The organism is Nonomuraea sp. NPDC050547 (assembly GCF_044457345.1).
Classification (GTDB): Bacteria; Actinomycetota; Actinomycetes; order Streptosporangiales; family Streptosporangiaceae; genus Nonomuraea.
This window is the reverse complement of the sequence record NZ_JBITGW010000003.1, coordinates 537,671-560,993: the sequence shown is the minus strand read 5'-3', so window position 1 is coordinate 560,993 and position 23,323 is coordinate 537,671. Positions and strand designations below refer to the sequence as shown.

The 23,323-nt window shown below is 70.4% G+C and carries 20 protein-coding genes; 8 read left to right on the top strand and 12 right to left on the bottom strand.

Annotated elements, in window-relative coordinates:
- Positions 1-3 precede the first annotated feature (3 nt).
- From ACIBHY_RS10180 to ACIBHY_RS10160, 5 genes are all read right to left on the bottom strand, one after another.
- Positions 4-618, bottom strand: a complete 615-nt coding sequence (locus ACIBHY_RS10180; RefSeq protein ID WP_397249386.1) for a DNA-binding response regulator — start codon at positions 616-618, stop codon at positions 4-6.
- 63 nt (positions 619-681) lie between these two features.
- The gene (locus ACIBHY_RS10175) at positions 682-2,982 is read right to left on the bottom strand and encodes a sensor histidine kinase (RefSeq protein WP_397306488.1); all 2,301 of its coding nucleotides are present in this window, start codon (positions 2,980-2,982) and stop codon (positions 682-684) included.
- Positions 2,983-3,062: 80 nt separating this feature from the next.
- A complete protein-coding gene (locus ACIBHY_RS10170; protein ID WP_397306487.1) occupies positions 3,063-4,586 on the bottom strand; it encodes a SagB family peptide dehydrogenase in 1,524 nt (507 codons plus the stop codon).
- A 17-nt stretch (positions 4,587-4,603) separates the two neighbouring features.
- A complete protein-coding gene (locus tag ACIBHY_RS10165; protein ID WP_397306486.1) occupies positions 4,604-6,796 on the bottom strand; it encodes a TOMM precursor leader peptide-binding protein in 2,193 nt (730 codons plus the stop codon).
- Positions 6,797-6,803: 7 nt separating this feature from the next.
- Positions 6,804-6,959 (bottom strand): hypothetical protein, encoded by a 156-nt coding sequence (locus tag ACIBHY_RS10160; RefSeq protein ID WP_397249393.1) that lies wholly within the window; start codon positions 6,957-6,959, stop codon positions 6,804-6,806.
- Positions 6,960-7,375: 416 nt separating this feature from the next.
- On the opposite strand from ACIBHY_RS10160, the gene ACIBHY_RS10155 reads away from it, so the two are divergent.
- Positions 7,376-7,618 carry a hypothetical protein gene (locus ACIBHY_RS10155; protein WP_397306485.1) on the top strand — a complete coding sequence of 81 codons (243 nt, stop codon included), beginning with the start codon at positions 7,376-7,378 and terminating at the stop codon, positions 7,616-7,618.
- Positions 7,615-8,385 carry an LmbU family transcriptional regulator gene (locus ACIBHY_RS10150; RefSeq protein WP_397249397.1) on the top strand — a complete coding sequence of 257 codons (771 nt, stop codon included), beginning with the start codon at positions 7,615-7,617 and terminating at the stop codon, positions 8,383-8,385. Before ACIBHY_RS10155 ends, ACIBHY_RS10150 begins: the two co-directional genes overlap by 4 nt.
- 100 nt (positions 8,386-8,485) lie before the next feature.
- Here the strand turns inward: ACIBHY_RS10150 and ACIBHY_RS10145 are convergent, their stop codons facing one another.
- The 7 genes from ACIBHY_RS10145 to ACIBHY_RS10115 are packed head-to-tail and all read right to left on the bottom strand — an operon-like array spanning position 8,486 to position 16,990.
- Positions 8,486-9,673: a cytochrome P450 gene (locus tag ACIBHY_RS10145; RefSeq protein WP_397249399.1), complete on the bottom strand. Its 1,188-nt coding sequence runs from the start codon at positions 9,671-9,673 to the stop codon at positions 8,486-8,488.
- Positions 9,670-10,407, bottom strand: a complete 738-nt coding sequence (locus tag ACIBHY_RS10140; RefSeq protein ID WP_397249400.1) for a thioesterase II family protein — start codon at positions 10,405-10,407, stop codon at positions 9,670-9,672. The genes ACIBHY_RS10145 and ACIBHY_RS10140 overlap by 4 nt, the downstream gene beginning before the upstream one ends.
- A complete protein-coding gene (locus tag ACIBHY_RS10135) occupies positions 10,404-12,110 on the bottom strand; it encodes a non-ribosomal peptide synthetase (RefSeq protein ID WP_397306484.1) in 1,707 nt (568 codons plus the stop codon). The genes ACIBHY_RS10140 and ACIBHY_RS10135 overlap by 4 nt, the downstream gene beginning before the upstream one ends.
- Complete coding sequence (locus ACIBHY_RS10130; protein WP_397306483.1) at positions 12,107-12,661, bottom strand: flavin reductase family protein; 555 nt, start codon at positions 12,659-12,661, stop codon at positions 12,107-12,109. The genes ACIBHY_RS10135 and ACIBHY_RS10130 overlap by 4 nt, the downstream gene beginning before the upstream one ends.
- Positions 12,658-14,259, bottom strand: coding sequence for a tryptophan halogenase family protein (locus ACIBHY_RS10125; RefSeq protein ID WP_397306482.1), 1,602 nt, complete (start codon positions 14,257-14,259; stop codon positions 12,658-12,660). Before ACIBHY_RS10125 ends, ACIBHY_RS10130 begins: the two co-directional genes overlap by 4 nt.
- A 14-nt stretch (positions 14,260-14,273) precedes the next feature.
- Positions 14,274-15,755 carry an aldehyde dehydrogenase family protein gene (locus tag ACIBHY_RS10120; protein ID WP_397306481.1) on the bottom strand — a complete coding sequence of 494 codons (1,482 nt, stop codon included), beginning with the start codon at positions 15,753-15,755 and terminating at the stop codon, positions 14,274-14,276.
- Positions 15,756-15,757: 2 nt separating this feature from the next.
- Positions 15,758-16,990 carry a cytochrome P450 gene (locus ACIBHY_RS10115; RefSeq protein ID WP_397249410.1) on the bottom strand — a complete coding sequence of 411 codons (1,233 nt, stop codon included), beginning with the start codon at positions 16,988-16,990 and terminating at the stop codon, positions 15,758-15,760.
- Positions 16,991-17,285: 295 nt separating this feature from the next.
- On the opposite strand from ACIBHY_RS10115, the gene ACIBHY_RS10110 reads away from it, so the two are divergent.
- The 6 genes from ACIBHY_RS10110 (at position 17,286) to ACIBHY_RS10085 (ending at position 23,231) form a co-directional block, all read left to right on the top strand.
- Entirely contained in the window at positions 17,286-18,515 is a 1,230-nt protein-coding gene (locus ACIBHY_RS10110; RefSeq protein ID WP_397306480.1) for an MFS transporter, read from the top strand.
- 16 nt (positions 18,516-18,531) lie between these two features.
- A complete protein-coding gene (locus ACIBHY_RS10105) occupies positions 18,532-19,620 on the top strand; it encodes an LLM class flavin-dependent oxidoreductase (RefSeq protein ID WP_397249414.1) in 1,089 nt (362 codons plus the stop codon).
- 4 nt (positions 19,621-19,624) lie between these two features.
- A complete protein-coding gene (asnB, locus tag ACIBHY_RS10100) occupies positions 19,625-21,460 on the top strand; it encodes an asparagine synthase (glutamine-hydrolyzing) (RefSeq protein WP_397306479.1) in 1,836 nt (611 codons plus the stop codon).
- A 92-nt stretch (positions 21,461-21,552) separates the two neighbouring features.
- Positions 21,553-21,747, top strand: a complete 195-nt coding sequence (locus ACIBHY_RS10095) for an MbtH family protein (RefSeq protein WP_397249418.1) — start codon at positions 21,553-21,555, stop codon at positions 21,745-21,747.
- Between the two features lie 22 nt (positions 21,748-21,769).
- A complete protein-coding gene (locus ACIBHY_RS10090; RefSeq protein WP_397306478.1) occupies positions 21,770-22,405 on the top strand; it encodes a DUF2461 family protein in 636 nt (211 codons plus the stop codon).
- 1 nt (position 22,406) lies between these two features.
- Positions 22,407-23,231 carry a class I SAM-dependent methyltransferase gene (locus tag ACIBHY_RS10085; protein WP_397249422.1) on the top strand — a complete coding sequence of 275 codons (825 nt, stop codon included), beginning with the start codon at positions 22,407-22,409 and terminating at the stop codon, positions 23,229-23,231.
- Positions 23,232-23,323: the final 92 nt, after the last annotated feature.

Below are 23,323 nucleotides of genomic sequence, written 5' to 3'. Positions count from 1 at the left end.
GCGTCAGGAGATCCAGCCCGCGTCGGAGGCGATCCGGATGGCGTGGACGCGGTTGCGGGCGTTCAGCTTTGTCAGGATCTTCGTGAGGTAGTTGCGGACCGTCCCCACCGAAAGATGGAGCGTGGCGGCGATCTCCTCGGGTTCCACGCCTTTGGCCGCCAGGTGCAGGATCTCGATCTCACGCGCCGAGAGCGGGTTCTCTCCGATGTCCCAGGCCGACAGCGCGAGCTGGGGATCGACGATACGCCGCCCGGCCGCCACCCCGCGCACGGCGGCGGCGAGCTGGTCGGCGGGAGCCTCCTTCAGGAGGAAGCCGGACACCGACACCGCGAGCGCCCGCCTGAGCGTGCCCGGCCTGCCCATTCCGGTGACGATGAGCGTGCGGCAGCTGGGCAGCTTTTCGTGGAGGATCTGCGCGGCGGTCAGGCCGTCCATCTTCGGCATGTCGATGTCGATGACCGCCACATCGGGACCTGTTTCGAGCGCCACGGGCACGATCATGTCGCCGCTGTCGACCTCGGCGACCACGGTGAGGTCGGGCTCCAGGGAAAGAAGGGCGGCCAGTGCGCCCCGCACCATGTGCACATCCTCGGCGATCAGCACCTTTAAGTGCAGCATCCACGCCCCCTCGCCCATTCCATTTCATGGAGCGTATAAGCATCAGCGTATACGGCAAGACATTCACAGGAAGGCGGTCACGTGGAACCATCCGTCCGCGACACCGGCCGTCAACCGCCCGCCGACGCCGTCCAGGCGCCGCGCCACGTCGCCCAGCCCACGCTGATCCTGCACCACAGGCTGCCCCGATGACGGATCCACCCCGTCGTTCCTGATGGTGAGCGAGCCTTGCTCGCTGGTGATGACGCAGTGGCGAGCGGTGCTGTGCCGCAGGATGTTGGTGACGGCTTCACGCAACATGGTCGCCAGCACGGCGTCGGCCTTCTGATCGCGGACCCGGCCGTGGAGGTCGATCGTGACCTCGATCCCGGCGGCGGCCAGGATGGCCCGGGAGGAGTCGAGTTCGCCGCCGAAGGAGAGGTTGCGATAGTCGCTGGCCACGTTGCGCACGTCGGCGAGCATCCGCCTGAGCAGTTCCAGGATCCCCTCCAGCTCCGACGGCGCCCGCTCCGGGGCCACGTCCAGGAGGCGGCAGGCCAGCACGCCCCTGAGCGCCACCTGGGACAAGCCGTCCACGAGCACCTCGTTGAGCTCGCGTGCCATGCGCAGGCGTTCGCGTTCGACGGCCTCGTCCGTCAACTCGGTCCGCGCCGAGTGCGCCTCCCTCACCAAGGTCATCAGCCAGCTCACGCCGTACACGATGAGGCCGGTGAGCAGGGTGGAGATGGTCAGCCAGGCGATCATGCTGACGCTGCTCGCGGTCAGCACCGCCAGCGTCAGGACAACACCCCCCAGAGCGGAGTACAGCACCCACCGCAGCACCCCTCTCAGCTCCAGGAGTACGGCGCCCGCGACGAACCCGGCCATGCTGCCCCAGGGGGCGTTCAGCCAGAGCAGCGGCAGGAAGGTGACCGCGGCCTGCCCGGCCATCGCCGCCCTGCGTGCCCAGGGTGTGCGCAGGAATCCGAAGGTGAGCAGCAGCTGCATGGCCAGCATCGTCACCACGCACGCGGCGGCGCCCAGCGCGCCGGCCACACTCGGCTCCGTCCAGACGATGTTGAGCAGGATGGTGAGCGCGTAGCCGGACAGCACCAGGAGAACGATGGCCGAGGTCGTCTTCGGCCCCCACCGCTCCGCGGGACCGGCTCCGCGCGGCCAGCGCTCTCGCGGGGAGGTGTCCGGCGGGTGGCGGTCGGCGGCCGCGGGCTGCCGTCGCGCCGGGGCCTCGACCGTCAGGTGGAACCACTCGCCTTCGCTTCTGGTGGTCAGGCGCCCGCCGACCTCCGCCAGGCGGACGGCCAGATTGCCGAGCCCGCAGCCGCGGTCGGCCAGGTCCTCGGGCACGGTGTCCACTCCGTCGTTGGACATCCGCAGGCGGACCGTGTCGCCTTCGGTCACCAGCTCGACCCGGCACTGCTGCGCCTTGCTGTGGTGCAGCACGTTGGTGATGCCCTCGCGCAGGACGACCGCCATGACCTCGTCCAGGCGTCCGGCGAGCGTGATGTCGGGGATGCGGATCCTCGCCTCGATCTGGGCGCTCGACAGCGTGGCGAGCGCCGCGCTCTTCTCCGTGGCCAGGGAGATCCGGCCGCTGCCCCCGGCGACACCCTGCACTCCGGCCGTGGCGCGCCGTACGACCTCCAGGACGTCGCGCAGTTCGGTCGCGGCCCGCGCGCGGGCGGCGGGCAGCAGGCGGTAGGCCAGCTCGTAGCGCAGGGTGATGGCGGAGAGGTCGTGGCCCACGAGGTCGTGCAGGTCACGGGCGACCCGCAGGCGTTCCTGGACGACCGCCATCCGCACCAGGTCGCCGCGGGAGGCGCTCACTTCGGCGACGATGCCCGACAGTGAGCCGACCGCGTACAGCATCAGGCCGGTCAGGAGCGTGAAGTGCACGGCGTAGGCGAGGTTGAGCGCCTGCCATCCCTGGTGTTGCAGGAGCGCCGCGGCGAACACGCCTGCCGCCACCGCGGCGTAGAGGGCCCACCTCACACGGCTCCGGATCACCAGCAGCATCGAGCCGGCGACGAAGCCCGCGGCGGCGCCGAACTGCGGCCCCACCCACGCGGCCGGGGCGAAGGTGGCGAGCACCTGCGCCAGGAGCGTCACGGAGCGAACCCGCCGCGGCCAGGCGAGCGCGCCTGGGCTGGAATGGGCCAGTTGCAGTGTGACGACGACACCCAGGCAGCCCAGGAAGGCGAACAGGCCCGTGCCGCGCAGTCCGGCGAGCACGACGGTGACCAGCGAGCTGGTGGCGTAGCCGGCGGCGACGACGGCGGTGACGACCCGTGCCGTGCGGCGCGCCCGCGGCTCCACAGGTTCGAGCCGCACACTCTCCCGGTCGTGCACCAGCGCGCCCATCGCCATGCCCTCTCCGCGACCCGGCCGCATTCCTGACATGTACGCGGGGTTTAGCCAGGCGAGTCTATATTGTCACCATATGCCGTTCAAGGTCCCTCATCGGGGCGTACCAATCGGCGTGCCAGATCTGCCCAGTGCGCGTCATTCACTTGATGCCAACCGATTGCCGTGCTGTCTTTCGCCGGCAGTTTTCTCCCGAGCACAAGACCCCCGACACTGGATTCGGCCCGCCAGTCGGCGCCCAATGCTTCCGCCCACAACTCGATGTCCAGGCTTTCCAGGGGATGCGTCCCCAGCCCCAGCCCCGCCGCCACCAGCGACAACGTCTGGCTGAGCATGCCGACGTTCTTCAGGACCGAGGCGTAACTGAGCCCGCTGTACTTCCAGGACACACGGCGGAAACGCGCGGTGATAATGACGAGAACAGGAGGCTGATGACGCATTCCGGCCGCCAGCCGCGCATTCTCCAGGGCGGCGTCGACCCAGTGTATTTCGCCCGCCAGTGCCCTGAGTCCGTGGTTCAGCGGATCGTAGTGATATATGCCCTCGTCAATTCCGGTGCAGTCGCGCACGGCGACGTAAAGCTCCAGCTCATAGCCGGAGCCAATGCTCAGATACGGACGGTCGCTGGTCTCTTCGGGCGAGAATGGGGAACCGCTCAGCGAACGCACCCTGGCCACCCGGTAGAGCAGTTCGCCGAGCTCGCGCGCCGTGATCGGGCCGGAGCTCAGGTGCGCCTCATCCACCGCCTCGACCGCCGCGCTGAGCGGCGGGTCGGCCGCCACCAGTGCCTCCCACGTGGGCCGGTACAGACCGACGAGGCCGTTGTCGCCGCGCGAGACGACCACGGGCTCGACGCCGGGCCGGTCTCCGCCCGGATAGGTCGCGCCGAAGTCGCGATCGTGCCTGCCCAGCGTGGAACGACTGTGGAACAGCAGGTCGACGGGTGACCACGAGATCAGCATGTCGTCGGTGTCCTCGGCGAACTCCACCGGGCGAAACTCTTCGACGCGCTCGGCGCGCACGACCATCCCCGCCGCCGCCAGATAGGCGACGAAGGCATCGAAGTACGGCGAAGCCGTCCGGATCGCGCTGGGCCTGGTCGGCCGCCGCAGATGGCCGAGCAGGCCCATGGCATCCGCGCTGTGCAGGATCACCCGGTGCAGGGCCAGCGGCGATTCGAGCCGGTAGTCCCTGCCGTTGGTGCTGATGACGGCGAACCTGGACAGGCGGATCGGCACGTCGGCGGCGATCGGGGTCACGTGGAACCGCGAGTGGTGCGTCAGCGGCACCACGGACACCAGGGGCTGCTCCCGGTCCACGCTCAGGGAGCGGACCACCAAGGGTTCGAGGCGCTGCAGCAGGCGAAGGAGGTCGGCCATCTCGGCTTCGCCGCTGATCACGTTCTCCAGGTGCGTCGGCCCCAGGCTCATCCGCTGCAGCGCCTCGAACACGGCCGCGCCCGGCTGGACCAGCTCGATGTCGCCCCAGCGGCTGTGCACCAGCAGGACCCCGCCCTCGGACCCGGCTTCGAGGTGGACGTCCTCACGAAGTGACCACAACACGTGGAGCTCCGAGGGTGTCGTCTCGTCCCCGAATCCGGCAGCCATGGTCGGTAACTCCTGGGTCAGAGGAACAGCGGGATGGGATTGAGCTCCGCGTAAGCGGTCGGACGGGGCAGGCGCCCGAGCTTGACGGGGACGTCGTACAGCCGGCCTGGGGCGAAGCGCGCCCAGAAGTGCCGCAGGCCGGGCACCACCACCTTGACGACCGGCATGCCGACATCGGGTCTCGTCTGGTCGAGGACGAGGACGTCCAGGTGGCGACTCTCGGCGACGGCGCGCATGCGGTCCAGGCCGGCGTTCAGGTTACCGCGCTCGGCCTCGCCGCCGCCGCGGAAGCGCGTGGATGGCTGGTCCGGGTCGGGCAGGAGGTACGGCTGGTTCGCCGTGGTCGCCTCCTGCCACCAGCGCCGGATGTGCTCGTCGGTGCGCGGGTATCCGCTGCCGTCTGGCTTGGCGTCCATCACCGCGGACAGGAGCTGGCCGAGTTCCGTGAGCGCCCGCCGTACGGCGATACGCAGGTCGAAGTGGGCGCCGAAGCCGAGCATGATGTCCTGCGCGGGTTTGTCGGTCCGGCGCGAGATCGCCGCCACGACGGGGATCTCCAGGTCGGAGGTGAGGTCGAGGAGCCACACCGCGCGGTTGATCTCGGCGTAGCCGTCGAAGACCTCGGCGATGAACGGGTCGTCCAAGGAGGTCTGGTCGATCGGCGCCTGCCGCGTCCTGTTGTACCACCACAGCGCCACCGCGTCGCGCTCGACGAGTTCGAGGAAGCCCTGGACGACCGCGTCCTCCAGGCTCGCGCCCGCGGCGTTCCCGTTGGAGGTCGCCCTGAGGGAGGGAGCGCCGGTTCCGCCGTTGAAGTACAGCAGGTCGGTGGGCAGCAGCCGCTGCGCCCCCGTCATGATCGAGTGGACCGGGGTCCACTCGATGACCGCGCGTTCGTCGAAGGGCTCGGGGATGCGCTGGAACGGCATGGCGCGCGCGTTCCAGCGGTCCCGGTCGGCGTACTGGCTCGGGTGGAAGAGCTGGCAGGTGTCGGGGTGAATGGCGTCGCCGCGCAGCCGGCCGTACGTGCCGAGGATGACGCGCTCGTCGCCGAGCCGGGTGCCGCAGTATCGCTCCACCGCCTCACCGAGGGCGCTGACCTGTGCCTCCAGATCGGTGCGGCCTTTGCCGCCGCTCCACTGGCGCAGCCCGCCGCGCCCGTCGCCGGCGAGCGCGAGGTTCCTGCCCGACAGGTAGCTGTGAACGAACCGCGGGCAGCGCGGGTCGCGCCGGATGGGGTCGGTGACCCCCGTCACCGGGTCGGCGAGGTGGTGATAGGTGTCCCACATGTCCTCCAGGGACATCGCGCGATGGCTGTTGCCGGGCGCGCTGCCCCCGGACCGGCCGGTCGTGGCGGCCACGGGCACGGCGCTCGCGTCGCTCGTCCCGCACGCGCCGCACTGCGGGCGGCGCGTGAGGGGATGGCGCGTCAAGCCCAGGTCCAGGGTGTCCAGCGTCCACATCCCGTCGCGCAGACCCGTGGACGCGCCGGCCAGCCACTTGGTCAGCTCGTGCACCGCCAGGTGCAGGCCGAGGGCGCGGGTCGGGGCCAGGGACGCCTCGGGCGGGCGGTGCGTGCCCGCACAGCGGTGCATGCGCAGCCGCCCGGCCAGGCACTCCCAGCACGGGCCCGTCCCCGGCTCGAAGGCCGGGCCGATCCAGATGTCGGGACCGCGGGTGGCGGCCAGCAGCCAGGGCGTGCCGTCGGCCAGCCGCCGGGCGTTGACCTCGGCCAGTCTCGGGTCGAGATAGTCGGCGCACAACACCAGGAACATGCCGGCGTCCTCTTCCCGCGCCACGGTCAGGCCGGCGGCCCGGCACGCCTCGGCGGCGGCCTGCGGCCGGTCACCGAGCGTGATCACCGCGACCGGTGTGGAGGCGGACTTGAGTCCCGCCTGGTCGAGGCCGGCGAGGTCCCAGTAGGCGTCCGCCTCTGTCGTCGAGGCGCTCTGGAAGCCCACGAGATTCGCCCGGGTGAGCTGGGCCAGCATGTGGCCGAGCCTGGGCGCGGAGGCCCAGGGCGCCATCGCGTGGCGGATCTCGGCCACAGTGCGGGTGCCGTCGAGCATGGGCGCCAGCCTGTGGACCAAGGCTCCTTCCAGCGCGGTCGTGCCCCTCGCCGACGACACGTACACCGCCTCACCCGCGACCACGTCCACCCGCAGGTGCCGTTTGAAGCCGAGGAGCATCTGGTCTGCCTTGTCCACCATGGCCGCCTCACTCAGTGAAGGTGGGCCATGCCGGCCGCGCCGAGTTGACCAGGTCGTCGATGATGAGGTCCGCCGCCCAGAGCGCGGGCACGTCCGGGGTGGCGAGCACGGCGAGGTGGGAGTCCGCCCGCACGTCGGCGGCCGGGACAACAGCAGCGATCATGACTTTCTCCTTGGTCGAGGAGCTAATCCGAACAGCCAGATCATTAGTCATGAGCGCCGGCATTCCTAGTTAACGCATCATTCGTGCGATGTGAATATTTCACTGTGCACGCGTGATCCATTGCGTCGATCCGCCGTCCCCAAAAACCTACTCTGAGCGAAGAATCACCAGAAATGGAGGGAAGGCGATGATCAGATCTCAGATGCGGAGACCGCCCCGGGCCCGTGCGGGCCGGCAACTCGACCTGCGCACCCCCAGCGGCAGGCTGCTCCCCTACTAGTGATCAGGCCGTTCGGCGCCCGCGGAGGCTGCCGTGGCCACCCGACTCCGCAGCCTCCGCGCACTCATTCGAACGAATAGGCAGCGCCCGTTCCCGGCGCCGTCGATAACCATGTGAACACAAGCTTAGGAAGGCCATGACACAAATTCTGGATCCAGCCCACAAAGTGATCGGCAGCTATCTTGAATACGCCGTGATGTTCACCGATCAGCAGCACACCACCATCGAGGACTTCGGCATGGACAGGGAGGCGGCCGAGTGCGCGCACCGTGAGATGGCCGCCATGGGCGAGTCCGCGGCTCAGGTCGTCTCACGCGCCATCACCGTCGCCTACGGCCCCTGGGAGCCGTTGCCCCTCTCGCACAGGAACGGACCATGATGGAGACGACGCGCGCCCAGCGACCCAGAGGCGGCGAGGTATCGGGCCGCAAACCGGAGGCGGCCCCGAGCAGGCTCGGCGTGGACGGCACCGCCCTCACCAAGCGCGTCGGCCTGGTCCTTCCGCAGACGATGCCGTTCTCCTCCTGGGAACGGCTGGGCAAGCAGATCGCGCTCATCACCGACTCGTCGACCTGGTGGCTCGGCGACTGGATCAACTACGGCGAGCGGGTCTACCCCGACCGGTACCAGCGGGCCGTCGCCGGCACGTCGCTGAACTGCCAGACGCTGCGCAACTACGCCTGGGTGGCCCGCCGCTTCCCGATGAACCGCCGCAGGGACAGGCTCAGCTTCCAGCATCACGCGGAGCTGGCCTCGCTTCCTCCCGAGGAGCAGGACGAGTGGCTGAACCTGGCCGAGCAGAACCGCTGGTCGCGCAACCAGCTCCGGCGCCAGCTGCGCAACCGGAGCGTGGGCGCCCGCGTGCGTCCGGCCGAGACCTCGGTCACGCTGCACATCGACCAGAGCAGGGAGCAACGCTGGCAGCAGGCCGCCGGAGAGTCCCGGCACAACCTGCACGACTGGATGACCATGGTGCTGGACCAGATGGCCGATCTGCTGCTCCTGCCCGAGCGGCGCGCGAGCAACGTGGCCCTTCCGGCCGGTGACGGGATGATCGTGCTGACGCCCGCCGTATCCGATGCCGCCGCCCCCGTCGCGGCGGGCGAGGTGCTCGTGCTGTCAGGCGGCGAACGCCCCCTGTCATGATCATCAGGATTCGCCCCGCCATGAGCTCTCCGGAGACATGGCGGGGCCTCTTTTCGCACGCACGCGTGAGCGCCTGGGGAGGGTGACCCTCCCCAGGCGCTTACGGCAGCAGGCGGACGGGCAGGCTGCGCAGGCCCCAGGTGAAGTTGGAGGCGTTGAACACCGGCTCACCGGCCGCCTCGATCCGGCCGACCCTGCTGATCAGCTCCTCGAAGAAGACCTTCAGCTCCAGGCGGGCCAGCCGCGCGCCCAGGCACAGGTGCCTGCCCGCGCCGAAGGTGATGTGCCGGTTGGGTGAGCGGTCGACGCGGAACTCCCCGGCGTGCTCGAACACCGCCTCGTCCCTGTTGGCCGAGACGTTCCAGAGGGTCACCCGGTCCCCCACGGCGATGCGCGCGTTGCCGATCTTGGTGGGCTTGACCGCGGTACGCAGCGCGTGCACTCCGGGCACCGTCCACCGCAGGACCTCCTCGACGGCGTCCGGCACCCCGGACGGCCCCGCCGTACGCAGGAGCCGCCACTGATCGGGACGTTCGATGAGCGCCAGCACGCCGCCGGCGGCCGAGTAGCGGGTGGTCTCGTTGGCGCCCGCCAGCACACCGTTGCAGTTGAAGACGATCTCCTCATCGGTGAGCGGCCGCCGCTCGCCCTGGCCGGTGCTCCTGCGCTCGGCGGCGATCCGGCTGACGAAGTCGGGGCCGGGATTCTTCCTGCGCTCGGCGAGGAGTTCGGTGAAGTACAGGAAGATCTCGCCGTGCGCGCCCGCGCGCGTCTCCTCGTCGTCCCCCTCGAAGGCCTCGGTGGTCACCGTGCCCACCCAGTCCCATTCGCTGCGCGGAATGCCCATCAGCGCGCACACCACGTTGTTCGGGATCTGCTTGGTCACCTCCAGGAAGTCCATCTCGCCCCGGGCCACCGCCTCGCCCACCACCTCCCCCACGACCCGTTCGACCAGCGCGTGCAGGCGCGGCACCTCGGCATGGCCGAACTCCTTGGCCAGCACGCTCTTCAGCTGGGTGTGATCGGGCGGATCGGAGACGATGAGCATGCGCTGCGCGACGGCGGCGACCGCGCCGGGGTCGCTGTCCAGGCGCATCCCGTAGCGGGAGCTGTAGGACCGCTGGTCGGTGTAGACGCCCACGACGTCGTGGTATCGGGTGACCGCCCAGAACCCCGGCCCGTCGTCCTCCTCGTGCCAGTGCACCGGATCGTTCTCCCGCAGCCAGGCCAGCACGGGCCAGAACGTGCCCCGGCTGAACAGGTCGGGATCCTTGAGATTCACCTTCATGGTCGGCTCCAGTGCCGCCTCAGCCCGGCGACGACCTCGTCCGTCCGGTCGAGACAGAAGTAGTGTCCGCCGGGGAACATCCGCCTGCGGAAGGCGCCAGCGGCGTAGCCGCGCCAGCCGTCGAGGTGCGCGGAGGTGACGGTGGCGTCGGTCTCGCCGCCCCACGCCTCCAGCGTGGAGGGGAGGGCCGCGGCGTGATGGTCGTAGGTGAGCGACAACCGCGCGTCCTGCCGCAGGACGTCGAGCATCAGCTCACGGCTGTCCTCGTCGAGGTCGTCCTCGTCCAGGGCGCGCACGTCGAGCAGCTTGGCCAGCTCGGCGTCCTGGTCGGCCAGGCCGCGGCCGGCGCCCACCCACATGTGGGGCGGGCGGCAGCCGGCCACGACCAGAGCGCGGGGCCATCGGTCGTACTCCTCACCCAGCCTGCGGGTGATCTCGTAGCCGAGCAGGCCGCCGAAGCTCTGGCCGAACACGACCAGCGAGCCGTCCGGCGGCAGCGTCGCCTTCAGTTCCTCGAGCACCGCGGTGACCGCCTGGGTCATGCCGGTCGCCGGCGACTCCCCCCAGCGGGTCTCCCGGCCGGGAAGCTGGACGCCGACGACGGAGACCTCCTGGCCGGCCATGGCCTGCCAGGAGCGGTACTGCCCGCAACCGGCCCCCGCGGGGGCCAGGCACAGCAGGGTCACCGGCCGCGGCGCTCCCGGGTGGAAGGGCACCAGCCAGGATCCGCTCACGACACCTCCTCCGCCGGGGCCGCGCCCAACCGGTCCAGTTCGGCGGCCACACCGGCCACCGTCGGATGGGCCAGCAACTGCCTGATCGTCAGCCGTACCCCGGTCGCCTTGCGAAGCGCCGCCACCGCGCGCGCGGCCAGCAGCGAGTGGCCGCCGAGGTCGAAGAAGTCGGCGTCGACGTCGTGCACCGGCTGCGGCAGCAGGGCGTCCCACGCCTCGACCACGACCCTCTCACTCGGCGTGACCGGTGCTCTCCCGTGCGCCGACGTGGCGGCGGTCATCAGGGCGAGGGCCGCGCGGTCCACCTTGCCCGCAGGGGTGGTGGGAAGCGCCTCGATCGCCGTCACCCGCGCGGGGACCACGGCCGCGGGCAGGCGGCCGGCGCAGGCCGTACGCACCGATTCCAGGCACTCCTCGGCGGACACCACCAACGCGAGCCCGAGCGCGTCGCGGCCGGGCAGCACGTAGGCGGCCGCCCCGCGCACGCCGTCGGTCTCCACCGCGACCCGCTCCACCTCCGTCAGCTCCACGCGGAAACCACGGATCTTCACCTGCTCGTCGCAGCGGCCGCGATACTCCAGCAGGCCGTCGGGCCGCAGCAGCGCGAGGTCGCCCGTGCGGTAGAGCCGGGCGCCGTCGGCGGTGAACGGGTCGGGGAGGAACCGCTCGGCGGTCAGGTCCGGACGATGGCGGTAGCCCGCAGCGACGGCGGGCCCGCCGATGAACAGCTCCCCCGGGACGCCGGGCGCGACAGGGCGCAGATCGGCGTCCAGGAGGTGCACGGTGTAGCCGCGAAGCGGCCGTCCGATCGTCGTCACGTCGTCGCCCCTGGCCGTGTCGGCGCAGGTGGCCGCGATGGTCGCCTCCGTCGGGCCGTAGACGTTGAGCAGCCTGCCGGTGAAGCGGGCGGCCAGCGGGGCGGGAAGCGACTCACCCGCCGCCACCACCACCTCAGCCGCGCTCACCTCCCCCGCGCAGGCCAGCAGGAGGGACGGCGTCATGCACACCACGTCGGGCCGCGCGGTGGCGACCGTCTCCGCGGGGTCGTCACCGGCGATCGTCATGCACTGGCCATTGAGGAGATACAGCAGCGCGCACCACAACCAGCCGTCGAAGGCCGGGGACACCGCGTTGACGCCCGTCCCGCCCACGGGCAGGTCGAGCGCGGCCAGCGCGGCCACGAAGGCGGCCAGGCCCCGGTAGGGCACCTCGACCCCTTTCGGCCAGCCCGTCGTGCCCGAGGTGTAGATGACGTAGGCGATGCCGCAGGGATGCGGGCCGACCCGGCGCGGGGCCGGATGCGCCGCGGTCACGGCGCTGGAGGTCAGCACCTCGCACCGCTGCGGGATGACGCCCGCGGGGACGCGGTCGCCCAGCACCACCTGCGCGCCTGAGTCGCGCAGGACGAAACTGAGCCGGTCCGTGGGATGCCGTTCGTCCAGCGGTACGGCCGTCGCCCCCGTCCACCAGGTCGCCAGCAGCGCGGGCAGCGACAGCCGGCCGCGGCCGAAGCACAGCCCCACCTGGCTGCCCGGCCCCACACCGCGGGCGGCCAGCGTGCCCGCGATCGCGTGTGTGTGCTCGGCGAGCTGCGCGAAGGTGAGGCTCCCGTCGGGCGCGTGGACCGCGGTGCCGGACGGCTGGACGGCCGCCCACCTGTCCATGGCATCGAATATCCGCGCCAGATCGACGTTGACCGTCATGCGCTCATCTCCTCCACGTCCGCGGGGCCGGCCAGGAACGACGGCCGCCAGACCGAGTACGACCGCATGCCGTGCAGCAGCGGCGTTCCGGGTCGCATGACCACGCCCACCAGCCGTCCGAAGATCACCTCGTGATCGCCGTGCCTGAGCACTCTGCTCACCTGGCACTCGGCCATCGCGAAGGCGTCATCGGCCAGCCAGGGCAGCCCGGACTCCGATCTGATCCAGCGCACCGCGCCGAACCGGTCGGGGGCGGGCCCGGAGAACAGCTCCGCCGTGGCGCGCGACTCCCCGTGCAGCAGGTTCACGGCGAAGGCGCCGCTCTGGCGCACGGCGCACTGCGTGGCGCTGCCGATGCGCAGGCACACCAGGATCGTCGGCGGGTGCAGCGTGACGCTGGTCACCGACGAGCACGTCATGCCCTGCGGAACTCCGGCCGCGTCCAGCGCGGTGATCACGGCGACCCCGGTGGGGAACCTGCTCATCAGCGCGCGATGTTCGGCCGTCGACGCCACGGGCTCTTCGAAGACTCTCAGCTCGTGGCCGTTCATCGGCGCTCTCCGTGCATCCGCCGCAGGAACTCGTAGTTGGTGGGCAGGGTGGCGGCGAGCTCTTCCTGGTGGCGCTTGACGTCGGCGAACAGCGCGTCGGCCGCTTCCTCCGCTTCAGGCTTGTACGTCAGCGCGGGCAGCGGCTTCCCGGGCCGCAGTCCCAGGCCGGCGAAGATGCAGTAGTAGCTGCCGTTGGTCCAGAAGTTGCGGAACTCGGCCTCGAAGTTGCCGTAGTAGCCCCGCTCGTCGGTGATCGGCAGGTTGATCGGCAGTCCCGCCTTGAACATGGCGATCTTCCGCTTGATGCCCTCGGCCAGCTCCAGTTCCTTGTTCGCCCGCCAGAACGGCGTGTCCGTGCGCGGGGAGAGGGAGAAGTGCGCCTGGATGAAGTCCCTGGTGTCGTCGAACATCTCCTCGATCTCGCGATTGAAGCAGTCGCTCAGCACCGGGTCGAACGTGCGGTCGGGGAAGTGCTTGGCGAGCTGGTGGATGGCCGCGTAGATGAAGTAGATCCCGGTGGACTCCAGCGGCTCCAGGAAGCAGGAGGCCAGCCCGATGCTCACGCAGTTGCCCACCCACGCGCGCCGGTTGCGGCCCACCCGGAAGCGGATGTGGTTCAGCTTGGTGTTCTCGGGGTCGAGGCCCCACAGCCCGCAGAACTCCTCGGTCGCCTCGTCCCGTGTGGCGAACTTGCTGGAGTACACGTAGCCGGTGCCGAAGCGGGTCAGCATCGGGATCTTCCACGTCCATCCCGACGACATCGCGATCGAGGAGGTGTAGGGCTCGACGCCGTCGGCGGCGTCGTCGTGCGGGATCGCGGTGGCCACGGCGCTGTCGCACAGGAGGTGATCGCTCATGTCGATGAACGGCTCCTCCATCGCCTGGTTGATCAGCAGCCCGCGGAAGCCCGAGCAGTCGATGAACAGGTCGCCCTCCAGCAGCCGTCCGCCCGCGGTGCGCAGCGCCGTGATGAAGCCGCGCTCGTCGCGCAGCACCTCGGTCATCTCGTCCTCGACGTGCTCGGCGCCCTGCTTCTCCGTCGCGAACCTGCGCAGGAAGCCCGCGACGAGCTGGGCGTCGAAGTGCCAGGCGTAGTAGGTGGCCGGGCTGCCGTCCGCGTGACGCGGCGCCAGGTTGCCGTCCATGATCGCGGTCTCTTTGAAGCAGGCGTAGTCGAACGGCTCGTCGCTCTCGCCCTTGAGCGTCTTGGCCGCCCAGAAGTGCGACAGCGGGATCTGGTCGGCCGACGGCAGGAGGCCGAAGGGGTGGAAGAACTGGTCGGTGCGCCCGTCCAGCGGCTGCGGCGTCGGCGAGCTCGGCCCCGGCGTGCGCCAGTTGATGAACTTGACCGCCACCTTGAAGCTGGCGTTGCACTCGCGCATCCACTCGTCTTCCGGGATCCCCAGGTAGTTGAAGAAGGCGCGCTGCAGGTTGGGCACGGTGGCCTCGCCCACGCCGATCCGCGGGATGGCGGGCGCCTCCAAAACGGTGATCTTGACGGTGCGCTGCAACGCCTTGCCCAGATAGGACGCGGTCATCCAGCCGGCTGTGCCACCACCGAGAATGACGACATTGCGCACCCGGTTGTCCTGGAACATGTTCTCTGACTCCTTTAGATCGCGTGTGCGCGAAGCCGTGGTCCGACCGGCTCCGCCACTTCCAACGGCAGCTGGAGCGACTTGGTCTCGCAGAATTCCGCCAGCCCCTCCAGGCCGCATTCACGGCCGATGCCTGACTGCTTGACCCCGCCGAAGGGGGCGAGCACGTTGAACGGCCCGCCGTTGATGTCCACCTGACCGACCCGCATCCGCCTGGCGAAGGCCTGCGCCCTGTCCAGATCGGCGGACCACACGGCCCCGTGCAGGCCGTACGCGGTGTCGTCGGCGATCCTGAGCGCCTCTTCCTCGTCCCGATACGGCATGATCGACAGCACCGGGCCGAAGATCTCCTCCTTGGCGATGGTCATGGTGTCCCGTACGCCGGAGAACACGGTCGGGCGCACAAAGAACCCGCGCTCGCACCCTTCGGGCGCGCCGCCGCCTCCGGCCAGCAGCCTGGCGCCCTCCTCCACCCCGCCTCTGATGTAGCCGCGCACGCGCTCACGGGCCTGGTCGGAGATGAGGGGTCCCAGGTCGGTGGACGGGTCGCGCGGGTCGCCCACGCGATAGCTGCCGGCCAGGCCGGCCGCCAGTTCCGCGGCCTCGTCGTGGCGGTCGGCGGGCACCAGCAGCCTGCTCCACTGCAGGCAGGCCTGCCCGGAGTTGAAGCACATCTGATCCACCGTCGCGGCCACCGCGGGTCGCAGGTCGGCGTCCTCCAGCACGACGCTGGCGTTCTTGCCGCCCAACTCCAGATGGACGCGCTTGACCCGGCCGGCGGCCATCGAGGCCACCTGGCGGCCCGCGCGGACGGAACCCGTCAGCGAGACCAGGTCCACGTGCGGGCTGCGCACCAGGTCGGCGCCGGCGCCCTCGCCCGTGCCCACCACGACGTTGAAGACGCCGGGCGGCAGGCCGCACTCGGCGGTGATCTCCGCGAGCAGGTAGGCGTGTAAGGGCGTGAGCTCGCTGGGCTTGTGCACGACGGTGCAGCCGGCCAGCAGCGCGGGCACCACCTTCTGCAGGGCGAGCAGCAGCGGCACATTCCACGGGGTGATGGCGGCGACCACTCCCGCGGGCCCCTTCAGCACGAGGGAGTTGCCCACCCGCTGCTCGAAGGCGAACCCGGCCGCCAGGTCGGCGAAGGACGCCGTCATGGCGATGGCCAGGCCGACCTGCGCCTGCCGTGCCACGGTGGCGGGGGCGCCGACCTCGGCGGTGATGACCTCGGCCAGCTCGTCGGCTCGATCGGCCAGCCTGCCGGCCAGCCGCTCGACGAACGCGATCCGCTGCTTCAGCGGGGTCGCCGCCCACCGGGGCAGCGCCCCCCGTGCGCCTTGGGCGGCCCTGCGTGCGTCCCCCGGCGTGCCGGCGGGGACGATGGCCAGCAGGCTCTCGTCACTCGGGTCGAGCACGTCGATGCCCTCGACCGCCTCGGAGAGCCGCCAGTCGCCGTCGATCCAGTGTGACTGAACGAGCTGCGCGGACCGCCCCATCGTTACCGCTCCTTCCTGACGGGGAACTCGGCCAGGCCACGGAACTGCGGCGTGTCGGCCTTCCACCGGTGCGGCCGGCCGGGCACGGGGCACAGGCCGGGCGCGCGCTGGGTGAGCGCCTTGAGCGCCGCGGCCGTGATCACCTGGGCCAGCCCCGCGCCGAGGCAGCGGTGGATGCCGACCCCGAAGCCCACGTGTCCCGAGTCGTGGCGGCGCAGGTTGATCCGGTCGGGGTCCGGCCAGCGCTCGGGGTCGCGGTTGGCCGCGCCACGGACCAGGTAGACGAGCTCGCCCTCGGCGATCGGCCGCCCGGCGATCTCCAGGTCGCGGGTCACCAGCCGGTGCGTGAGCTGCACGGAGGCGTCGTAGCGCAGCACCTCCTCCACCGCGGCGGGAATCAGCGCGGGCTCGTTCCTGAGCAGGTTCCACTGGTCGCGCTGCTCGAGGAGGCCGAGGACCCCGTTGCCGATCAGGTCCATGGTGGTGCCGAAGGAGGCCAGCGGCAGCAGCAGCAGGTGCGCGAACATCTCGTGCTCGTCCAGCCGCTGCCCGTCCTCCGTGCCCTGCTCGCTGAGGGTGATCACCCGCGAGACCAGGTCCTCCTTCGGGCACCGCCGCCGGTCGGCGATGATCTCGGCCAGATAGGGCGTCATCGCGCTGAACGCCTCGGCGACCGAGCTGCCCGACGGCGCCACCTGGGTCGGATCGGCGCCGAGGAAGACCCGCTGCATGTGCCGGATCTCGTACCACCAGTCGGTCAGGCGGACGCCCTCGGCGGGCGGCAGGCCGTACATCACCGCCAGCACCCGCCCGGGAAGCTGGTACGCGAAGTCCTTGACCAGGTCGAACTCCCCCTTGGCCGCCGCCTGGTCGATGACCCCGGCGGCGATCTCCTCGATCCGAGGGCGCAGGGCGCGGACGTCCCGCCCCCTGAACTCGGTGTTCATGATCCTGCGGATGCGCGTGTGGTCGGGCGGGTCGCGGAAGAGCATCCACTCGGGCGCGAGATCCATGAACGTCTTCATCTCGTCCGAGGAGGTGGGGCCGACCCTGTTGGAGACCATCGCGCCGAGGCGGTGGGAGGAGTACGTCTGGGGGTCCAGGTGGGCGGCGTACACGTCGTCGTGCCGTGTGATCACCCACCCGTTCAGCCGATCGTCCCAGTGGACGGGCTCCTCTTTCCTGAGCTTGGCGTAAGCGGGGTAGGGGTCGTTCAGGAATTCCTTCCCGAACATGTCGACCCGCACCTTCTGGGATCGAATTTCGGTGCCAACTGTCATCAGCGATCACTTCCTCTTTTTGAGCACACCGATGCCCGCGAAATAAAGAATGGGAAGCATGGGGATAGGCGCAACCCTGCGCACACTTGCGACTAAGGTCGGCCGATTCCCGGCATTTGTCAAGGAGCCGGCCCAGCGCGCACGATGGTGAGCGTCTCCGAGTTGAAAGGGGCTGTCGGTGAAGACCGAGAACGCACTAATCCACGCGACTGATAAGCCATCACGTGGAATCAGGGCAACCGTTTCGTCGATGATCGGATTTGCTCTTGACCTGTACGACCTTTATGTGATCGTTTTCGTGGCGCCCACCATCGCGGCGGTGTTCTTCCCGTTCGAGAACTCCGCCTTGGCGCTGGCCGGCGCCTATGTCGCGCTGGCCGCCACCTTGATCATGCGGCCGATCGGGGCCGCGCTGATGGGCACCGTCGCCGACCGCCACGGCCGCAAACGGGCGATGGTCCTGGCGTTGCTCGGTGTCGGTTGCGTGACGGCGCTCATGGGCCTGCTGCCCGGCGCCCACGCCATCGGTGTCGCCGCGCCGTTGTTGCTGCTGCTCCTGCGCCTGGTCCAGGGCCTGTTCGTCGGCGGAGTCTTCGCCTCCACGCTGACCCTGGCGACGGAGTCGGCCCCGCCGCGCTGGCGCGGGCTCGTCTCGGGCCTGGTCGGCGGGGGCGGAACCGCGCTGGGCAGCCTCCTGGCCGCGCTGGCCCTGTTCGCCGCGACCAGGCTCTTCCCCGGCGACGCCTTCGCCGAGTGGGGCTGGCGCGCGATGTTCCTGGCCGGGGGCCTGCCCGTGCTGGTCAGCGTGTTCGTGATGAAGCACGTGGAGGAATCGCCCGTATGGACGGCCAAGGAGACCCGCTCCGGCAGCCCGCTGGCCCCGCTGCTCGCCCGCGGCCCGCACCGCAGGGCCCTGGTGGCCAACATCGCCGTGGTCTTTGGCGTCGGCACGTTCTTCCTGCTCACCATGGGACTGCTGCCCAGCTTCCTGCAGCTGGTCAACGGGCTGAGCCTGGCCTCGGTCAGCGTCATCCTGCTGTGGGTCAACCTGATCGCCTTCGCCTTCGCACCGCTCAGCGGCCATCTGAGCGAGCGGTACGGCAGGCGGCGCATGCTCCTGTACACCTCGATGGTCAACGCGGTCGCCCTGCCCGTGCTGTATCTGTGGCTGGCCGGCGTGGACTCCCCCGTCCTGGTCATGCTGCCGGCGCTCTTGGTGTCGGGGCTGACCATCGCCGCGTTCGGCCCCTTGCCCATCTTCCTGAACGAGCGTTTCCCCACCTCGATCCGCGCCTCGGGGACGGCCCTGTCGATCAACGGCGGGTTCGCCCTGGCCGGGCTGGTTCCCGCGGCGGTCAACGCCCTGAGCGGTGGCCCCGCCCAGCTCCCCTACGTGGTCGCGGGCGCTCTGGCCCTGGCCGGCGCGGTGACCGTGGCAACACTTTCGCGCACGTCAGAGCCGAAGCGCGGGCTCACCTGATCGGAGAGGACGATTCATGACAACGCTTTCCGCGGTCCGGCCCTCAGGGGTCCAGATCGCTCCGTGGGTACCGGCCGGCGAGATTCTCTCGGCCAGCTCGGTGCTGGGCGCCGCGTTCAGCACCATCTGGGTGCCCGACCAGATGCTCTCGCGCAACGCCCACATCCTGATGTCGGCGATCGCCGCGGGCCGCCAGGTGGGGGTGGCCAGCGGCGTGACGATCCCGCTGTCGCGCAACCCCATCGACATCGCCAGCGCGATGGCCACCGTCGCCGAGCTGGTCGCACCGGACTGCTCGGTGCAGATGGGCGTCGGCACCGGCGGCTCGCTGGTGTCGAGCATGTTCTCCAAGCGCGCGGTGCTCGATCTGCTGCGTGAGTGCATCGGGCTCATCAGGCGGCTGTGGGCGGGCGAGATCGTGCTGCTGCGCGAGTACCCGCTGCTGCGCGACCGGCTGGGCTGGCGCGAGGACGCCATCGCGCAGCTGTCGTTCCCCGTCACCAAGCCGATCCCGATCCTGATGGCCGTGGGCGGGCCCAAGACCAGAGACCTGGCCGAGGAGGTCGCCGACGGCATGATCTGCACCAGCACCTATCCGGCGGTGTCGTACACGGCCCTGGAGTCAGGCGATCACGCGATCGTCGGCGAACTGGTCGCCCTGGGGCAGCGACGGGCCGCGGCCGGCCGGCCGTTCCGGCTGCTCTACGGCTTGAACTGCTGCGTCTCCCAGGACGGAGAGGCGGCGCGGGAGTTCGCCCGCAGGCAGGCGGCGATCGTCGCCGGCAACCCGGCTTTGTGGCCGGATCTGTCGCGGGCCGGGTTCGACATGGACTCGTGCGCCAGGGTGCGCACGGCACTGCGCGGTGGCGCCCCCCTGGCCGAGGCCGCGCGGGATGTGTCCGACGACCTGCTCGACGGGCTCCTCATCTCGGGGACGCCCGAGGAGTGCGCCCAGCGGATGAAGACCGTGGCGCGGACCGCCAGGTCGGCCGGCTTCGGCGAGTTCTATCTCGGCGCGCCGCTGGGCCCCGACATCGGCGAGGCGGCCCAGCTGCTGGTCGAGAAGGTGCTGCCCGCGGTCTGGCCGAACGACATGTGGAGGTAGTGGCATGTGTGGAATAGCCGGTTGGGTCGCCTTCGAGCGTGACCTGACCCTGGAGGTGCCGGCGGCCGAGGCGATGGCGCGGACCATGGCCTGCCGCGGACCCGACGCGGAGGGCGTGTGGACCTCGAGGCACGCCGCGCTGGGCCACCGCCGCCTGTCCATCATCGACCTGGAGGGCGGCGCCCAGCCGATGACCGCCCAGGTGCCGGGCGGCGAGGTCTGCCTGGTCTTCAGCGGCGAGGTCTACAACTTCACCGAGCTGCGCGCCGAGCTGGAGAACCTCGGTGAGCGGTTCAGGACCGCCAGCGACACCGAGGTCGTCCTGCGCGGCTATCTGCGCTGGGGCGACGGGGTGGCCGAGCGGCTGAACGGCATGTTCGCCCTGGCCATCTGGGATACCCGCGAGGACAGGCTGGTCCTGATCCGCGACCGGCTCGGCGTCAAACCGCTGTACGTCTACCCGACCCGCGACGGGTTGCTGTTCGGCTCGGAGCCGAAGGCGATCCTGGCGCACCCGGAGGCCGAGCGCGTGGTCGACGCCGACGGGTTGCGGGAGTGGCTGGCCTTCGTCATGACGCCCCGGCACGCGATCTGGCACGGCATGCGGCAGGTCGAACCGGCGACCGTCGTCACCGTGGACGCCCGGGGCACCCGTGAGCGGGTCTTCTGGCGGCTGGAGACCCGGCCGCACCCCGATGACCTGGACTCCACGATCGCCCGCGTGGGAGAGCTCCTCGACGACACGGTGCGCCGGCAGCTGGTCTCCGACGTACCTCGCTGCGTGCTGTTGTCCGGCGGGCTCGACTCCAGCACGCTGACGGTCCTGGCCGCCGGGCATCTCGGCGCCGAGCGGGTGCCCACCTTCTCGGTGGACTTCGCGGGCCAGGCGGACGGCTTCCTTCCCGACGACCTGCGCGGCACCCCCGACGCCCCGTTCGTGCGCGCCGTGGCCGACCACGTCGGCGCCGACCATCGCGACATCGTGCTGGACCACGCGGCGCTGGCCGACCCGGACGTGCGCCGCGCGACGCTGGTCGCCCGCGACCTGCCGGTGGGGTTCGGCGAGATGGACTTCTCCCTGTACCTGCTGTTCAAGGCGATCAACGAGCACTCGACCGTCGCCCTGTCCGGCGAGTCCGCCGACGAGGTCTTCGGCGGCTACCGGCAGTTCCACGACGAGCGGATCCGCTGGGCACACGAGTTCCCCTGGATCGCCATCAACGCGGGGCCGCTCGACCGGGACGCCGCCTGGCTGGACCCGGGTGTGCGCGCCGCCCTGGACCTGGACGGATACCGGCGCGGCGGCTACGCCGACGCCGTACGCGGCGTCAGCAGGCTGGACGGCGAGAGCGACCTCGAGCACCGCATGCGGATCATGAGCCACCTGCACCTGACCCGGTTCCTGCGCTTCCTGCTCGAACGGAAGGACCGGCTGAGCATGGCGGCCGGGCTGGAGGTCAGGGTGCCGTTCTGCGACCACCGGCTCGTGGAGTACGTCTACAACGCCCCGTGGTCCATGAAGAACCACGACGGCAGGGAGAAGAGCCTGCTGCGCAGCGCCATACGGGCCAAGCTCCCGGCGGCCGTCGCGGAGCGGGTGAAGAGCGCCTACCCGTCCACGCAGGACACCTTCTACGTCAAGGCGCTGCAGGAGCAGGCGCGGGAGCTGCTCAGGCGGCCGGGCCACGCGGTCTTCGCGCTGGCGGACCGGCGCAGGCTTCAGGCGGCCACCGCGCAGGAGCCCGCGGCGGTGGACAAGCTGGCCAGGCTCGGCATGGAACGGGTGCTCGACGTCGCGCTGTGGCTCGACATCTACCGCCCTGACGTGCGGCTCCCCTGACCGGTGTCCCGCTGGCAGGACATCGCCGATGGCCCGCCGAACCACAGAATGGCATCATTCATTTATCGCCCCTTATCACTGAGGAGTCCCTCATGCCGGAAGAGACATTTGTGATCGTGTGCAACCACGAGGAGCAGTACTCCATCTGGCCGGCCGGCCGTGACATTCCGGGCGGCTGGCATTCCGTAGGTCCCGCGGACACGAAACAGGCCTGCCTTTCGCGCATCCAGGAACTGTGGACGGATATGCGCCCACTGAGCCTGCGCAAGGCACTGGCGGAAATCTGACGCAGCGGAAGGGGCGAGCCAGGTGACCGTGTTCTCCGGATGGAGCAGTGAGCTCTCCGCATTCTTCACCGGCCTGGAACAGGACAATTCCCAGAGTTACCTGGACGCCCATCGCGATTTGTGCCGGCGAGCGGTCCTGGAACCCGCCAAGGCCCTCGCCGCGCAACTGGAACCCCGGTACGGCAGGGCGCGCGTCTTCCGGTTGCGCAAGGACGCGCGCTACGCCGACGAGCGCAGCCCGTACCACACGCATCTCGGTGTGCAGTTCGCAGGAGGCGGAGCCCACCACTATCTGTCGGTGTCGGCCAGGGAACTGATCGCCTCCGTCGGCGTCTTCCGCGCCGGCGGCGCCTGGCTCGCCGCCTTTCGCGAGGCGGCGGCCGGGCCGGCCGGGGCCCGCCTGCTGACGATCGTCTCGGCTCTGGAGTCGGAGGGGTTCGCCATCTCCGGGCAGACGCTGAAGAAGGCTCCTCGCGGATACGCGCGGGACCATCCCCGCATCCGCCTCCTGCGTCACACCAGTCTCACCGCCACGTGGCGCTGGCCGGCGCCGCTCTGGCTGGACGATCCCGGCGCCGCCGATCTGATCACGGGGGCGTGGGAGCGTGCGGCTCCGCTGAGCGGCTGGCTGCGCCATCATTCGCCTTTGGAGGATTGACGTGCCCATCTCCCCTACGAGGACGCGTGCCTCATCGCTCAAGGACTACCAGCGTTCCGCGTGGTCGGGCGGCGACTACACCTCGGTCGCGGGAACCACCACCATCGCCAGCGAACTCCTCGTCGAGCGGCTCGACGTGCGGCCCGGCGAGCGGGTGCTCGACGCCGCCTGCGGCAGCGGCAACGCGACCATCGCGTGCGCCCGGCGTTTCGCCGACGTCACCGGCCTCGACTTCTCCGCGACGATGCTGAAGGACGCCGAGCGGCGCCTGGCGGCCGAGCGGGTGAGCGCGGAGCTCATCGAGGCCGACATCGAGAACATCCCCCTGCCGGACGCCGGCTTCGACGTGGTCGTGTCGGCCTTCGGCGCCATGTTCGCCCCCGACCAGAAGCGCACGGCCGCCGAGCTCCTGCGGGTCTGCAAGCCGGGCGGCCGGATCGGGCTGGCCTGCTGGACGGCCGTCGGCTCCCTGGGCGGCCTGTTCGACATCATGTCGCGCTACATCCCGCCCACGCCCGGCACCCCGCAGCCCACCGCCTGGGGCGACCCCAGCCAGTTGCGCGAGCTGTTCGGCGACGGCATCGACGAACTCGGCGCGACCCGCAGGGAGTTCGTCTTCCGCTACCGCTCTCCCCAGCACTGGCTGGAGCACTTCAAGACCAACTTCGGACCCACCAGCATGGTCTTCTCCGTTCTGCCTCCCCGCCAGTCGGCGGCGCTGGAGCGCGACCTGATCGACATGTGGCGCTCCTGGAACCGGGCCTACGACGGCACGCTGGTCGCGCCCGTCGAGTACCTCGAGGCCGTGCTGATCAAGAAGTCCTGACCACCGCAGGGCTCCCGCGGCGCGGGGGGGGGCCCCCCCCCCGCCCCCTCGCCCCCCCCAACACCAGCCCACCAAACAAACCCGCGCGGGCC